General features: G+C 48.4%; 6 protein-coding genes, 3 tRNA genes and 5 rRNA genes. 4 read left to right on the forward strand and 10 right to left on the reverse strand.

Going from position 1 to position 16154, the window contains the following annotated elements; translation table 11 throughout:
* Positions 1-27: 27 nt before the first annotated feature.
* A complete protein-coding gene (metJ, locus tag ViNHUV68_RS13440) occupies positions 28-345 on the reverse strand; it encodes a met regulon transcriptional regulator MetJ (RefSeq protein WP_038175957.1) in 318 nt (105 codons plus the stop codon).
* 218 nt (positions 346-563) lie between these two features.
* Between metJ and ViNHUV68_RS13445 the strand changes: the two genes are divergently transcribed.
* From ViNHUV68_RS13445 to metF, 3 genes are all read left to right on the forward strand, one after another.
* Complete coding sequence (locus tag ViNHUV68_RS13445; RefSeq protein ID WP_391088539.1) at positions 564-1730, forward strand: O-succinylhomoserine (thiol)-lyase; 1167 nt, start codon at positions 564-566, stop codon at positions 1728-1730.
* Positions 1730-4144 (forward strand): bifunctional aspartate kinase/homoserine dehydrogenase II, encoded by a 2415-nt coding sequence (locus ViNHUV68_RS13450; protein WP_391088541.1) that lies wholly within the window; start codon positions 1730-1732, stop codon positions 4142-4144. The genes ViNHUV68_RS13445 and ViNHUV68_RS13450 overlap by 1 nt, the downstream gene beginning before the upstream one ends.
* Positions 4145-4366: 222 nt before the next feature.
* On the forward strand, positions 4367-5257 hold the full coding sequence (gene metF / locus ViNHUV68_RS13455; protein WP_038175961.1) for a methylenetetrahydrofolate reductase: 891 nt from the start codon (positions 4367-4369) through the stop codon (positions 5255-5257).
* Positions 5258-5332: 75 nt separating this feature from the next.
* On the opposite strand, the gene zapB is transcribed toward metF, so the two are convergent.
* Positions 5333-5575, reverse strand: coding sequence for a cell division protein ZapB (gene zapB / locus ViNHUV68_RS13460; protein ID WP_038175962.1), 243 nt, complete (start codon positions 5573-5575; stop codon positions 5333-5335).
* A gap of 313 nt (positions 5576-5888) precedes the next feature.
* Between zapB and glpX the strand changes: the two genes are divergently transcribed.
* Positions 5889-6896, forward strand: coding sequence for a class II fructose-bisphosphatase (gene glpX, locus ViNHUV68_RS13465; RefSeq protein ID WP_391088544.1), 1008 nt, complete (start codon positions 5889-5891; stop codon positions 6894-6896).
* A 134-nt stretch (positions 6897-7030) separates the two neighbouring features.
* Here glpX and ViNHUV68_RS13470 read toward each other — a convergent pair.
* The 8 genes from ViNHUV68_RS13470 to ViNHUV68_RS13505 all read right to left on the reverse strand — a co-directional run bounded on the left by ViNHUV68_RS13470 (position 7031) and on the right by ViNHUV68_RS13505 (position 15912).
* Positions 7031-7107, reverse strand: a tRNA-Asp gene (locus ViNHUV68_RS13470).
* A gap of 73 nt (positions 7108-7180) precedes the next feature.
* Positions 7181-7297, reverse strand: a 5S ribosomal RNA gene (gene rrf, locus ViNHUV68_RS13475).
* An 88-nt stretch (positions 7298-7385) separates the two neighbouring features.
* Positions 7386-10276: ribosomal RNA gene (locus tag ViNHUV68_RS13480) — 23S ribosomal RNA — on the reverse strand.
* Between the two features lie 297 nt (positions 10277-10573).
* Positions 10574-10649 (reverse strand) — tRNA-Ala (locus ViNHUV68_RS13485).
* Between the two features lie 43 nt (positions 10650-10692).
* A tRNA-Ile gene (locus tag ViNHUV68_RS13490) sits at positions 10693-10769 on the reverse strand.
* 65 nt (positions 10770-10834) lie between these two features.
* Positions 10835-12387: ribosomal RNA gene (locus ViNHUV68_RS13495) — 16S ribosomal RNA — on the reverse strand.
* A gap of 430 nt (positions 12388-12817) precedes the next feature.
* Positions 12818-12934: ribosomal RNA gene (gene rrf, locus ViNHUV68_RS13500) — 5S ribosomal RNA — on the reverse strand.
* An 87-nt stretch (positions 12935-13021) separates the two neighbouring features.
* Positions 13022-15912 (reverse strand): 23S ribosomal RNA (locus tag ViNHUV68_RS13505).
* Together the 16S, 23S and 5S rRNA genes with 3 tRNA genes alongside form the textbook arrangement of a ribosomal RNA operon.
* Positions 15913-16154 lie beyond the last annotated feature (242 nt).

Genomic DNA, 16154 nt, shown 5'->3' on the forward strand with positions numbered 1-16154 from the left:
GCAGAAAAAAATGACATGCCGTGGTGATTATTCATCAAACGCTTCGAACTCAATGCCCATTTCTGTCATTAGTTTTTTCACCTCTGTCGGAATATCATCCGGGCGATCTTTACGCAAGTCTTCATCCGTTGGCAGTGGCTGACCTGTGTATGCGTGCAAAAACGCTTCGCACAATAGCTCACTGTTTGTCGCGTGGCGCAGGTTATTGATCTGACGGCGCGTACGTTCATCAGTTAAAACCTTTAATACTTTCAATGGAATAGAAACAGTAATCTTCTTTACTTGCTCACTTTTTTTTCCATGCTCAGCGTACGGGCTAATGTATTCGCCATTCCAGTCTGCCATTGCGCACCTTTGTAAAAATGTATGTTTGAAATTAGAAGCCGCAATTTTAGCGGCATTTATGTCCACAAGCAAAGACATATAGACGTCTAGAAGTATTGACGTCCACAAAAATGACAAGTAAAGTGGTCAGAAATGGAGTTGGAATTGCTCATATCTGACATCTTCAAGATATAGCGCATTCCCTGCAACAAGTCACTATAGTTCGAAAGGAAACGCCCATGAGCACCCGTAAACCAGCCACAATCGCGGTACGTACTGGTATCGAGTCAGACACTCAACATCACGCCGTTGTTCCCCCTATTTATCTCTCAACGAACTATAGCTTCCCGGCCTTTGGTGAAGTGCCTCAATATGACTACACCCGCTCGGGCAACCCAAACCGAGGCTTGCTTGAAACCGCACTGTATGAGCTTGAATCAGGCAAAGGGGCGGTAGTGACTAACTGTGGTACCTCTGCATTGAATTTGTGGGTCTCGGCCTTCCTAGGGCCTGAGGATTTAATTGTTGCCCCCCATGACTGCTACGGCGGAACATACCGCCTATTCAATACCCGCGCTCAGAAAGGAGACTTCAAAGTAGCATTCGTTGACCAATCTGATCAAAAAACGCTCTCTAATGCGCTCGCTCAAAAGCCAAAACTTATCTTGATAGAAACGCCATCAAATCCATTAGTACGCGTGGTCGATATTGAAAAACTGTGTCAACAAGCCAAACAAGTCGGTGCACTGGTCGCGGTCGACAATACTTTTTTAACGCCTGTTTTCCAAAAGCCGCTCGAGCTAGGTGCAGATTTTGTTATTCACTCAACCACTAAGTACATTAATGGTCACTCGGATGTGATTGGCGGTGTTGTGATCACCAAAACCGAGCAACATGCTGAAGAGCTTTCTTGGTGGGGCAACTGCATTGGCGCAACAGGAACGCCATTTGACAGCTATATGACGCTGCGCGGTCTGCGAACCCTAGGCGCGCGTATGAAAGCCCACGAAGAAGGTGCCAGTAAAGTCTTACAGTTCCTACAGAGCGAGTCTTTGGTCAGCGCCATCTATCATCCAAGTCTGCCAAATCACCCCGGCCATGAGATCGCTAAAAAGCAGCAAACTGGCTTTGGCTCAATGTTAAGTTTTGAGTTTGCAGGTAGCTTTGAACAACTTAAAGCCTTTGTTGGCCATCTCGAACTCTTTTCTCTAGCAGAGTCATTAGGCGGTGTTGAAAGCTTGATTTGCCACCCTGCCTCAATGACGCATCGAGCTATGGGTGAAATTGCGCTAGCCGAAGCGGGTATATCACAACAGCTATTACGCTTATCTGTTGGTTTAGAAGATAGTGAAGATCTGATTGACGACCTCACTCAAGCATTTAATAAAGTGAAGGAGGCTGCGTAATGTCTGCCACGCCACGTCAACTGCATAAATTCGGTGGCAGTAGCCTTGCTGACCCAGATTGTTACCGTCGAGTCGTTGGCATACTCAAAGAGTATTCCAATGCTGAGGACTTGATCGTTGTTTCCGCGGCGGGCAAAACCACCAACCGTCTGATTGCTTTTTTGGACGCGCTCAACAAAGATGGCCGCCTCGCACACGAAGAGCTTCAGACGCTACGCCAATATCAAAGTGAGCTAATTGAAGCGCTTGTTGAAGGCGATGAAAAGCAACTATTGCTTGCCACGCTGCGCGATGAGTTCACGACCCTAGGTGAGCTAACGGCGCCATTAACCGACGCCGATAAAGCGGCGGTACTCGGTCACGGTGAAGTATGGTCTTCGCGCTTACTCGCCGCTTTACTCAATCAAGCAGATCTGCCTGCAACCGCGCAAGACGCGCGCGCTTTTTTACGAGCTCAAACTGGCACACAACCCGAGGTCGATTTCGGTGCGTCTTATCCTCTGATCAAAGAAGCCTTGGTGCAACACGCGCACCACCGAATCGTCATTACTGGCTTTATGGCTCAGGACACGTTAGGCCGTACAGTACTACTCGGTCGGAACGGCTCTGATTACTCAGCAACTGTGATTGGCGCATTGGCCGAAGTCAGTCGAGTGACGATTTGGAGCGATGTAGCTGGTGTGTACAGTGCTGATCCTAGGTTGGTCTCTGATGCTTGTTTACTTCCACTATTAAGGTTAGATGAAGCCAGTGAATTGGCTCGCCTAGCTGCGCCCGTGTTGCACAGCCGGACTCTCCAGCCTGTTGCGCAAAGCACCATGGATTTGCACTTACGTTGCAGCTATCAACCCGAATCAGGCTCAACCCGCATTGAGCGCGTTCTTGCCTCTGGCCGCGGTGCAAAAATCATCTCCTCACTTGATGAAGTGCAATTGATTCAACTGAGCTTCTCGTCAGGGCATGATTTCACACGCTTCGAGAACGAAGTCTTAGCGAGCCTTAAACGCGCTCAACTTGAGCCTCTGACCTACGAGTCACAACCTGACAAACATCGTCTGCGTTTGGCCTATACCAGCGAAATCGTTGGTGGTGCACTAGAATACTTGCAAGACACCGCGATTGAAGCTGAGCTCAAACTCAAAGAAGGTTACGCCATGGTCGCGGCGGTTGGAGCTGGTGTCACTAAGAACCCTAACCATTGTTACGGTTTCTATCAGCAACTAAAAAATGCACCAGTGGAATTTATTTCTGAGTCACTGTCGGGGCTAAGTTTAGTCGCCGTGCTACGCACCATTGATACCAACCCATTAGTCAAAGCGATCCACAGCCAGCTTTTTCAAGCACAAAAGCGCGTCGCCATCGCGTTATGTGGTAAAGGTAATATCGGCTCAAGTTGGTTAGAGCTGTTTTGTGAACAAAAATATGAACTTGAAAAACGTCACGGGATGAATTTTGAGCTCGTCGCCGTTGTCGATAGTCAAACCTATTGGTTTAACGATCAAGGGATAGTAGCCAGTGAAGTGAGTGCGCATTTCGATGAAGAGGCGATCAGTTACCAAGGAAGCGACTGGATCGAAAAGCTCGGTGCACTACAAGGGTATGACGATTTAGTGGTACTGGATGTAACGGCCAGTAAAGAGCTTGCCGGACGTTATTTAGAAATCGCCGAACAAGGAATGCACTTAATTTCGGCCAATAAAGTCGCCGGATCAGCATCAAGTCACTACTATCATCAAGTTCAAGATGCGTTTGCCAAAATTAACCGCCACTGGCTGTACAACGCCACCGTCGGAGCTGGCTTACCAATCAATCACACCGTCAGAGATTTACGTGAAAGTGGTGATGACATTAGTGCTTTATCGGGCATTTTTTCCGGTACGCTCTCGTGGTTATTTCAACAATACGATGGCAGCGTGCCGTTTGCAGAACTTGTCGATCTTGCTTGGCAACAAGGCTTAACAGAACCTGACCCTCGTAGCGATCTTGATGGCTCTGACGTGATGCGTAAATTGGTCATTCTTGCCCGTGAGTCTGGATTAGCTATCGAACCGGAAGCGGTCAAAGTTGAGAGCTTAGTGCCTGATGAGTTAGCTCAGCTTTCATTAGATGAGTTCCTTGATAAGAGCCAATTATTGAGTGAGTTACTCGCAGAGCGGCTTGAAAAAGCCCAACGCGAAGACAAGGTACTGCGTTACGTAGCGCGCTTAGAGAAAAATGGTAAAGCAACGGTTGGCGTAGAGGCATTAACGAAAGAGCATGCACTCGCCAACCTGCTGCCTTGCGACAATATCTTTGCTATTGAGAGTAAATGGTATAAAGATAATCCACTGGTAATTCGAGGGCCTGGTGCGGGTAGAGAGGTCACCGCAGGGGCTATTCAATCGGATCTCAATCTATTATCAAGCCTACTTTAGTTATCAGGCGCTAGACTTATCTAGCGCCTTTTTTGTGTCTAGTTAGTGCTAACAGTGGCTCTGTCACTAAACTTGAAACTGGCTCATTATTAACTTGAGAAAAATTCATACACACGCAGTTGACTTTAAAACGTATTCAATACATTCTGTAGACATATAGACGTCTAAACATCGATTTAAAATTTATGTTTGTTGGCTGGGATGCCACAGGGAGAGAGCAAGATGGGATACACACACGCGGGTCATATTGACGCTTTAAATCAGAATGTCGCGGAACTATCTGACAATATCAATGTGTCATTTGAGTTTTTTCCACCGAGCAGCGAGAAAATGGAAGAAACGTTGTGGAACTCAGTACATCGCTTAAAAAACCTCAAACCTAAATTTGTTTCCGTCACTTACGGCGCCAACTCTGGTGAGCGTGATAGAACTCACTCGATCATCAAAGAGATTAAAGCCGAAACGGGTCTCGTGGCAGCCCCGCACTTGACCTGTATCGACGCTTCTCGTGATGAGCTAATCCAGATTGCAGATGACTACTGGGCAAATGGCATTCAAAACATTGTGGCGCTGCGCGGTGACATTCCACCTAGTGGCGGAAAACCTGATATGTATGCCTCTGACTTAGTTGAACTGTTAAAAGCACGCCATGATTTTGATATTTCAGTCGCCGCTTTTCCTGAAGTGCACCCAGAAGCCAAAAGCGCTCAGTCAGATCTTCTTAATCTTAAACGTAAAGTCGACGCTGGCGCCAATCGAGCAATAACCCAATTCTTTTTTGATGTCGAGAGCTACTTACGCTTTCGTGACCGCTGTGTAGCGGCTGGCATTGATGTCGAGATCGTACCGGGGATATTACCCGTTTCAAACTTCAAACAAGCCTCGCGCTTCGCAGCGCAAAATGCAGTTAAGGTTCCAGGATGGATGGCAAAGCAGTTTGAAGGCCTTGATGACGATCCAACTACTCGTCAGTTGGTAGGAGCAAGCCAGGCAATCGACATGGTGCGTATTTTAAGTCGTGAAGGCGTAAAGGATTTCCACTTCTACACACTCAACCGTGCAGAGATGACCTACGCGCTATGCCATACTCTCGGCGTACGCCCACGAGTTTAAGCCGATGTAGACAAAAAACGCCAGAAAAAAGGCCGAACGTTAGGTTCAGCCTTTTTTGATTGATATGAAGACGTATTACTCAACGTCGTCCATTTTACCCAGTAGATTACGAATACGCTCTTGCCACGCGTTGTGCTCTTGTTGCATTAGTTCTGCTTTCTGTTCAAGCTCTGCACGATTGTTACGTAGCTCGTTAGCCTCCGTCGCCAGCTTCTCTTTCTCTTCTTTTAGTTCTTCTACTTCCATTTGTAAAAGAGCAATTGTATCAACAGCGGTTTGAATTTTTGCTTCTAGTTGTTCTAGTACTTCAAAAGACATTTTAGCCTACCTATAGGTTATCCGGAGAAGGGTTTTGATCATCGGTGACCTAAACCTTATTTATCCCCATTCTACTCAGCCATGCGCAGAGAAACACTCTCTATATTGTACTTTTTGCATCATTTGATTAAAAATTCAGCGCTAATTGACAATACCTTTACATCTTAAGGTGTTTGAGTGTTTCACGGCCAATATAACCAACAAGATTGATCCAGTTCAATACCAACAAAAGCGAAAAGGCAAACGTTTCCTTTTTGATGTGATAAAATTCTGCCGATTTAATTTCTCTCAATCCTTTTACTTTGGAGTCATCATGAAACGCGATTTAGCAATGGCCTTTTCTCGAGTTACTGAAGGGGCAGCACTTGCAGGATATAAGTGGCTTGGCCGTGGCGATAAAAATGCAGCCGACGGCGCTGCCGTGGAAGTGATGCGCAGCCTACTTAATAAAACCGATATCAGTGGCGAGATCGTTATTGGCGAAGGCGAGATTGATGATGCACCCATGCTCTACATTGGTGAATGTGTTGGTATTGGTGGTGATGAAGTCGATATCGCAGTTGACCCAATTGAAGGGACTCGCATGACCGCAATGGGTCAATCGAACGCATTGGCAGTATTGGCGGCTGGCGAGAAAGGAAGCTTTCTAAAAGCCCCAGACATGTACATGGAAAAACTGGTTGTAGGCCCTGGCGCAAAGGGTTGTATCGATTTGAATAAACCATTAAAAGAAAACCTAGAGAATATCGCCGCAGCGCTCAATAAGACGTTAGATACTTTAGTGGTCACTACGCTCGCTAAGCCACGCCACGACGATGTCATTGCACAAATGCAATCTATGGGCGTGCGCGTATTTGCTGTGCCTGATGGCGACGTAGCGGCATCAATTCTCACCTGTATGCCAGATAGCGAAGTCGATGCGATGTACTGCATTGGTGGTGCTCCTGAAGGCGTTGTTTCTGCCGCAGTGATCCGCGCTCTTGATGGGGACATGCATGGCCGTTTACTGCCACGCCACCAAGTGAAAGGCGACAGTGAAGAAAATCGTATTTATGGTGCTAATGAGCTCAAGCGCTGTGAAGAGATGGATGTACAAGCCAACGTCGTACTTGCCATGGAAGACATGGCACGTAGTGATAATGTTATCTTTTCTGCTACAGGCATCACTAAAGGTGATTTATTAGAAGGGATCACTCGTTCGGGAAATATTGCAACGACAGAAACACTATTGATCCGAGGCCGTTGCCGTACCATTCGCCGTATTAAGTCTATTCACTATCTAGAGCGCAAAGATCCAGAAGTAAGAGACATTATTCTTTAGCCACAAGCGATATGAGAGGTCAGCACTAGCTGGCCTTTTTACTGAGACGCAGACATTTCACCGTCTAGCCATCACCAAGCCGATTTTATACCGACGTAAAAAAGCCCAAGTCTTTCGACTTTGGCTTAGTATAATGGCGGAGTGGACGGGACTCGAACCCGCGACCCCCGGCGTGACAGGCCGGTATTCTAACCAACTGAACTACCACTCCGCAGTGGCGTACTCGCATTCGCAAGTGTCCATTTTTTGTCTTCACCTTTATAAAAGGCAAACACTAAATTAAAGCCTGGCGATGTCCTACTCTCACATGGGGAGACCCCACACTACCATCGGCGCTAATTCGTTTCACTTCTGAGTTCGGCATGGAAATCAGGTGGGTCCAAATCGCTATGGTCGCCAAGCAAATTCTTAAAATTCGGAAAGCTGTAAAAGTTCGTCACACATTCAATATTCTTGCTTTGAGTCCAATCAAAACCCTTTGGGTGTTGTATGGTTAAGCCTCACGGGCAATTAGTACAGGTTAGCTCAATGCCTCGCAGCACTTACACACCCTGCCTATCAACGTTCTAGTCTTGAACAACCCTTTAGGACACTTAAAGTGCCAGGGAAGACTCATCTCAGGGCTCGCTTCGCGCTTAGATGCTTTCAGCGCTTATCGATTCCGAACTTAGCTACCGGGCAATGCCACTGGCGTGACAACCCGAACACCAGAGGTTCGTCCACTCCGGTCCTCTCGTACTAGGAGCAGCCCCCTTCAATCTTCCAACGCCCACGGCAGATAGGGACCGAACTGTCTCACGACGTTCTAAACCCAGCTCGCGTACCACTTTAAATGGCGAACAGCCATACCCTTGGGACCGACTTCAGCCCCAGGATGTGATGAGCCGACATCGAGGTGCCAAACACCGCCGTCGATATGAACTCTTGGGCGGTATCAGCCTGTTATCCCCGGAGTACCTTTTATCCGTTGAGCGATGGCCCTTCCATTCAGAACCACCGGATCACTATGACCTGCTTTCGCACCTGCTCGAATTGTCATTCTCGCAGTCAAGCGGGCTTATGCCATTGCACTAACCACACGATGTCCAACCGTGTTTAGCCCACCTTCGTGCTCCTCCGTTACTCTTTGGGAGGAGACCGCCCCAGTCAAACTACCCACCAGGCACTGTCCTCACCCCAGATAATGGGGCTAAGTTAGAACATCAACACTACAAGGGTGGTATTTCAAGGTTGACTCCACCGATACTGGCGTACCGGTTTCAAAGTCTCCCACCTATCCTACACATGTAGGGTCAATGTTCAGTGCCAAGCTGTAGTAAAGGTTCACGGGGTCTTTCCGTCTAGCCGCGGGTACACTGCATCTTCACAGCGATTTCAATTTCACTGAGTCTCGGGTGGAGACAGCGTGGCCATCATTACGCCATTCGTGCAGGTCGGAACTTACCCGACAAGGAATTTCGCTACCTTAGGACCGTTATAGTTACGGCCGCCGTTTACCGGGGCTTCGATCAAGAGCTTCGACCGAAGTCTAACCCCATCAATTAACCTTCCGGCACCGGGCAGGCGTCACACCGTATACGTCATCTTACGATTTTGCACAGTGCTGTGTTTTTAATAAACAGTTGCAGCCACCTGGTATCTGCGACTCTCAATAGCTCCATCCGCAAGGGACTTCACCGTCAAGAGCGTACCTTCTCCCGAAGTTACGGTACCATTTTGCCTAGTTCCTTCACCCGAGTTCTCTCAAGCGCCTTGGTATTCTCTACCCGACCACCTGTGTCGGTTTGGGGTACGATTCCTTACAATCTGAAGCTTAGAGGCTTTTCCTGGAAGCATGGCATCAATGACTTCACATCCGTAGATGCTCGACATCGTGTCTCAGCGTTATGAAAGTCCGGATTTACCTAAACCTTCCGCCTACGCACTTGAACCTGGACAACCGTCGCCAGGCCCACCTAGCCTTCTCCGTCCCCCCATCGCAATTGTAAGAAGTACGGGAATATTAACCCGTTTCCCATCGACTACGCCTTTCGGCCTCGCCTTAGGAGTCGACTTACCCTGCCCCGATTAACGTTGGACAGGAACCCTTGGTCTTCCGGCGTGGAGGTTTTTCACCCCCATTATCGTTACTCATGTCAGCATTCGCACTTCTGATACCTCCAGCAAACCTTACGATTCACCTTCAACGGCTTACAGAACGCTCCCCTACCCAATACAGTAAACTGTATTGCCGCAGCTTCGGTGTATAGCTTAGCCCCGTTACATCTTCCGCGCAGGCCGACTCGACTAGTGAGCTATTACGCTTTCTTTAAATGATGGCTGCTTCTAAGCCAACATCCTAGCTGTCTAAGCCTTCCCACATCGTTTCCCACTTAGCTATACTTTGGGACCTTAGCTGGCGGTCTGGGTTGTTTCCCTCTCCACGACGGACGTTAGCACCCGCCGTGTGTCTCCCGGATAGTACTTACTGGTATTCGGAGTTTGCAAAGGGTTGGTAAGTCGGGATGACCCCCTAGCCTTAACAGTGCTCTACCCCCAGTAGTATTCGTCCGAGGCTCTACCTAAATAGATTTCGGGGAGAACCAGCTATCTCCAGGTTTGATTGGCCTTTCACCCCTAGCCACAAGTCATCCGCTAATTTTTCAACATTAGTCGGTTCGGTCCTCCAGTTGATGTTACTCAACCTTCAACCTGCCCATGGCTAGATCACCTGGTTTCGGGTCTATATCCAGCAACTCGACGCCCAGTTAAGACTCGATTTCTCTACGGCTCCCCTAGATGGTTAACCTTGCTACTGAATATAAGTCGCTGACCCATTATACAAAAGGTACGCAGTCACCCAACAAAGTGGGCTCCTACTGCTTGTACGTACACGGTTTCAGGTTCTATTTCACTCCCCTCACAGGGGTTCTTTTCGCCTTTCCCTCACGGTACTGGTTCACTATCGGTCAGTCAGTAGTATTTAGCCTTGGAGGATGGTCCCCCCATATTCAGACAGGATATCACGTGTCCCGCCCTACTCGATTTCACTGATTATGATGTGTCGGTTACGGGGCTATCACCCTGTATCGCGAGACTTTCCAGACTCTTCACCTGCATCATTAAAAGCTTAAGGGCTAGTCCAATTTCGCTCGCCGCTACTTTCGGAATCTCGGTTGATTTCTTTTCCTCGGGGTACTTAGATGTTTCAGTTCCCCCGGTTCGCCTCATTAACCTATGTATTCAGTTAATGATACGTGCTTATGCACGTGGGTTTCCCCATTCAGAAATCCCAGACTCAAAAGGTTGTTACTACCTAATCTGGGCTTATCGCAAGTTACTACGTCTTTCATCGCCTCTGACTGCCAAGGCATCCACCGTGTACGCTTAGTCACTTAACCATACAACCCGAAAGGGTCTTTGTTAGCAACCAAAGTTGTCTGCATTTTTATACATGTGCAGACACGATTTTGCCGGACTCAAATATTAAACATCACAACGTATTGTGCTGTTTCCAAGAACACTTGAATGTGTGTTGGTACCTAAATCACCTCTATTTCAAAGTAAGTTAGGATTTGAGAACTTTTATTGAACAACCACCAATCACGGTCGTTGTTCGTCAGCTTTCCAAATTGTTAAAGAGCAAAGATTTCTATCGAAACCATTTCTAAAGACACTATCACTAATGCGCTTAAAGATGGTGGAGCTATGCGGGATCGAACCGCAGACCTCCTGCGTGCAAGGCAGGCGCTCTCCCAGCTGAGCTATAGCCCCATCAGGTGTTGATACTGTGTGCCAATTCCCTTAACAGGAAGATTGGTGGGTCTGAGTGGACTTGAACCACCGACCTCTCGCTTATCAGGCGAACGCTCTAACCACCTGAGCTACAGACCCAGTATCGTCTTTAAAACTAATAAACCATCAATCTGTGTGGACACTCATCGTGAGTAATCATCGTATAAGGAGGTGATCCAGCCCCAGGTTCCCCTAGGGCTACCTTGTTACGACTTCACCCCAGTCATGAACCACAAAGTGGTAAGCGTTCTCCCGAAGGTTAAACTACCTACTTCTTTTGCAGCCCACTCCCATGGTGTGACGGGCGGTGTGTACAAGGCCCGGGAACGTATTCACCGTGGCATTCTGATCCACGATTACTAGCGATTCCGACTTCATGGAGTCGAGTTGCAGACTCCAATCCGGACTACGACGCACTTTTTGGGATTCGCTTAACATCGCTGTCTCGCCGCCCTCTGTATGCGCCATTGTAGCACGTGTGTAGCCCTACTCGTAAGGGCCATGATGACTTGACGTCGTCCCCACCTTCCTCCGGTTTATCACCGGCAGTCTCCCTGGAGTTCCCGACATTACTCGCTGGCAAACAAGGATAAGGGTTGCGCTCGTTGCGGGACTTAACCCAACATTTCACAACACGAGCTGACGACAGCCATGCAGCACCTGTCTTACAGTTCCCGAAGGCACACCTGCGTCTCCGCTGGCTTCTGTAGATGTCAAGAGTAGGTAAGGTTCTTCGCGTTGCATCGAATTAAACCACATGCTCCACCGCTTGTGCGGGCCCCCGTCAATTCATTTGAGTTTTAATCTTGCGACCGTACTCCCCAGGCGGTCTACTTAACGCGTTAGCTCCGAAAGCCACGGCTCAAGGCCACAACCTCCAAGTAGACATCGTTTACGGCGTGGACTACCAGGGTATCTAATCCTGTTTGCTCCCCACGCTTTCGCATCTGAGTGTCAGTATCTGTCCAGGGGGCCGCCTTCGCCACTGGTATTCCTTCAGATCTCTACGCATTTCACCGCTACACCTGAAATTCTACCCCCCTCTACAGTACTCTAGTCCGCCAGTTTCAAATGCTATTCCGAGGTTGAGCCCCGGGCTTTCACATCTGACTTAACGAACCACCTGCATGCGCTTTACGCCCAGTAATTCCGATTAACGCTCGCACCCTCCGTATTACCGCGGCTGCTGGCACGGAGTTAGCCGGTGCTTCTTCTGTCGCTAACGTCAAAGAATACCGCTATTAACGATACCCCCTTCCTCACGACTGAAAGTACTTTACAACCCGAAGGCCTTCTTCATACACGCGGCATGGCTGCATCAGGCTTGCGCCCATTGTGCAATATTCCCCACTGCTGCCTCCCGTAGGAGTCTGGACCGTGTCTCAGTTCCAGTGTGGCTGATCATCCTCTCAGACCAGCTAGGGATCGTCGCCTTGGTGAGCCATTACCTCACCAACTAGCTAATCCCACCTGGGCATATCCTGACGCGAGAGGCCCGAAGGTCCCCCTCTTTGGCCCGTAGGCATCATGCGGTATTAGCCATCGTTTCCAATGGTTATCCCCCACATCAGGGCAATTTCCCAGGCATTACTCACCCGTCCGCCGCTCGACGCCCAACAAATCACCCGAAGGGTCAATGTTGTCGTTTCCGCTCGACTTGCATGTGTTAGGCCTGCCGCCAGCGTTCAATCTGAGCCATGATCAAACTCTTCAATTTAAGTTTTTTCGGCTCAATGAATACTGACTTCAAAACTGCGCTTACTCGAAAGTAAACGGTAATTTTAAAGCTATTATCATTCCAACAGAATGATAATGAATTGACTGTGCCAAATAGCTACAAGTAGCTATTCGTATTGGTCACTCAGTTCATTGAACCCAATGTGTTTCCGAAGAAACGGTCATTGCCTAAGCAACAACCTATTGGATTATCATCAACGAGTGCCCACACAGATTGATAGGTTTATATTGTTAAAGAGCGTTGCTTTTCAAGGCCTTAACCTCTCAAGCGGATGCGTATAATACGCCATTGACTCTGTAAGTCAACATAAAACTCTAAAATAATTTAGAACTTTATGGTGACTTGCTTAGTAAATAAGCAAAGTCGCTATTTTGTCTTCACCTTTATAAAAGGCAAACACTAAATTAAAGCCTGGCGATGTCCTACTCTCACATGGGGAGACCCCACACTACCATCGGCGCTAATTCGTTTCACTTCTGAGTTCGGCATGGAAATCAGGTGGGTCCAAATCGCTATGGTCGCCAAGCAAATTCTTAAAATTCGGAAAGCTGTAAAAGTTCGTCACACATTCAATATTCTTGCTTTGAGTCCATCAAAACCCTTTGGGTGTTGTATGGTTAAGCCTCACGGGCAATTAGTACAGGTTAGCTCAATGCCTCGCAGCACTTACACACCCTGCCTATCAACGTTCTAGTCTTGAACAACCCTTTAGGACACTTAAAGTGCCAGGGAAGACTCATCTCAGGGCTCGCTTCGCGCTTAGATGCTTTCAGCGCTTATCGATTCCGAACTTAGCTACCGGGCAATGCCACTGGCGTGACAACCCGAACACCAGAGGTTCGTCCACTCCGGTCCTCTCGTACTAGGAGCAGCCCCCTTCAATCTTCCAACGCCCACGGCAGATAGGGACCGAACTGTCTCACGACGTTCTAAACCCAGCTCGCGTACCACTTTAAATGGCGAACAGCCATACCCTTGGGACCGACTTCAGCCCCAGGATGTGATGAGCCGACATCGAGGTGCCAAACACCGCCGTCGATATGAACTCTTGGGCGGTATCAGCCTGTTATCCCCGGAGTACCTTTTATCCGTTGAGCGATGGCCCTTCCATTCAGAACCACCGGATCACTATGACCTGCTTTCGCACCTGCTCGAATTGTCATTCTCGCAGTCAAGCGGGCTTATGCCATTGCACTAACCACACGATGTCCAACCGTGTTTAGCCCACCTTCGTGCTCCTCCGTTACTCTTTGGGAGGAGACCGCCCCAGTCAAACTACCCACCAGGCACTGTCCTCACCCCAGATAATGGGGCTAAGTTAGAACATCAACACTACAAGGGTGGTATTTCAAGGTTGACTCCACCGATACTGGCGTACCGGTTTCAAAGTCTCCCACCTATCCTACACATGTAGGGTCAATGTTCAGTGCCAAGCTGTAGTAAAGGTTCACGGGGTCTTTCCGTCTAGCCGCGGGTACACTGCATCTTCACAGCGATTTCAATTTCACTGAGTCTCGGGTGGAGACAGCGTGGCCATCATTACGCCATTCGTGCAGGTCGGAACTTACCCGACAAGGAATTTCGCTACCTTAGGACCGTTATAGTTACGGCCGCCGTTTACCGGGGCTTCGATCAAGAGCTTCGACCGAAGTCTAACCCCATCAATTAACCTTCCGGCACCGGGCAGGCGTCACACCGTATACGTCATCTTACGATTTTGCACAGTGCTGTGTTTTTAATAAACAGTTGCAGCCACCTGGTATCTGCGACTCTCAATAGCTCCATCCGCAAGGGACTTCACCGTCAAGAGCGTACCTTCTCCCGAAGTTACGGTACCATTTTGCCTAGTTCCTTCACCCGAGTTCTCTCAAGCGCCTTGGTATTCTCTACCCGACCACCTGTGTCGGTTTGGGGTACGATTCCTTACAATCTGAAGCTTAGAGGCTTTTCCTGGAAGCATGGCATCAATGACTTCACATCCGTAGATGCTCGACATCGTGTCTCAGCGTTATGAAAGTCCGGATTTACCTAAACCTTCCGCCTACGCACTTGAACCTGGACAACCGTCGCCAGGCCCACCTAGCCTTCTCCGTCCCCCCATCGCAATTGTAAGAAGTACGGGAATATTAACCCGTTTCCCATCGACTACGCCTTTCGGCCTCGCCTTAGGAGTCGACTTACCCTGCCCCGATTAACGTTGGACAGGAACCCTTGGTCTTCCGGCGTGGAGGTTTTTCACCCCCATTATCGTTACTCATGTCAGCATTCGCACTTCTGATACCTCCAGCAAACCTTACGATTCACCTTCAACGGCTTACAGAACGCTCCCCTACCCAATACAGTAAACTGTATTGCCGCAGCTTCGGTGTATAGCTTAGCCCCGTTACATCTTCCGCGCAGGCCGACTCGACTAGTGAGCTATTACGCTTTCTTTAAATGATGGCTGCTTCTAAGCCAACATCCTAGCTGTCTAAGCCTTCCCACATCGTTTCCCACTTAGCTATACTTTGGGACCTTAGCTGGCGGTCTGGGTTGTTTCCCTCTCCACGACGGACGTTAGCACCCGCCGTGTGTCTCCCGGATAGTACTTACTGGTATTCGGAGTTTGCAAAGGGTTGGTAAGTCGGGATGACCCCCTAGCCTTAACAGTGCTCTACCCCCAGTAGTATTCGTCCGAGGCTCTACCTAAATAGATTTCGGGGAGAACCAGCTATCTCCAGGTTTGATTGGCCTTTCACCCCTAGCCACAAGTCATCCGCTAATTTTTCAACATTAGTCGGTTCGGTCCTCCAGTTGATGTTACTCAACCTTCAACCTGCCCATGGCTAGATCACCTGGTTTCGGGTCTATATCCAGCAACTCGACGCCCAGTTAAGACTCGATTTCTCTACGGCTCCCCTAGATGGTTAACCTTGCTACTGAATATAAGTCGCTGACCCATTATACAAAAGGTACGCAGTCACCCAACAAAGTGGGCTCCTACTGCTTGTACGTACACGGTTTCAGGTTCTATTTCACTCCCCTCACAGGGGTTCTTTTCGCCTTTCCCTCACGGTACTGGTTCACTATCGGTCAGTCAGTAGTATTTAGCCTTGGAGGATGGTCCCCCCATATTCAGACAGGATATCACGTGTCCCGCCCTACTCGATTTCACTGATTATGATGTGTCGGTTACGGGGCTATCACCCTGTATCGCGAGACTTTCCAGACTCTTCACCTGCATCATTAAAAGCTTAAGGGCTAGTCCAATTTCGCTCGCCGCTACTTTCGGAATCTCGGTTGATTTCTTTTCCTCGGGGTACTTAGATGTTTCAGTTCCCCCGGTTCGCCTCATTAACCTATGTATTCAGTTAATGATACGTGCTTATGCACGTGGGTTTCCCCATTCAGAAATCCCAGACTCAAAAGGTTGTTACTACCTAATCTGGGCTTATCGCAAGTTACTACGTCTTTCATCGCCTCTGACTGCCAAGGCATCCACCGTGTACGCTTAGTCACTTAACCATACAACCCGAAAGGGTCTTTGTTAGCAACCAAAGTTGTCTGCATTTTTATACATGTGCAGACACGATTTTGCCGGACTCAAATATTAAACATCACAACGTATTGTGCTGTTTCCAAGAACACTTGAATGTGTGTTGGTACCTAAATCACCTTTATTTTAAAGTAAGTTAGGATTTGAGAACTTTTATTGAACAACCACTAATCACAGTCGTTGTTCGTCAGCTTTCCAAATTGTTAAAGAG

It is taken from the genome of Vibrio sp. NH-UV-68 (assembly GCF_042940635.1).
Lineage (GTDB): Bacteria > Pseudomonadota > Gammaproteobacteria > Enterobacterales > Vibrionaceae > Vibrio > Vibrio pacinii.

Bases quoted from the DNA above. Each gene is read 5' to 3' on its own strand.
- metJ (WP_038175957.1), bottom strand. From the start codon at position 345: ATGGCAGACTGGAATGGCGAATACATTAGCCCGTACGCTGAGCATGGA.
- ViNHUV68_RS13445 (WP_391088539.1), top strand. From the start codon at position 564: ATGAGCACCCGTAAACCAGCCACAATCGCGGTACGTACTGGTATCGAG.
- ViNHUV68_RS13450 (WP_391088541.1), top strand. From the start codon at position 1,730: ATGTCTGCCACGCCACGTCAACTGCATAAATTCGGTGGCAGTAGCCTT.
- metF (WP_038175961.1), top strand. From the start codon at position 4,367: ATGGGATACACACACGCGGGTCATATTGACGCTTTAAATCAGAATGTC.
- zapB (WP_038175962.1), bottom strand. From the start codon at position 5,575: ATGTCTTTTGAAGTACTAGAACAACTAGAAGCAAAAATTCAAACCGCT.
- glpX (WP_391088544.1), top strand. From the start codon at position 5,889: ATGAAACGCGATTTAGCAATGGCCTTTTCTCGAGTTACTGAAGGGGCA.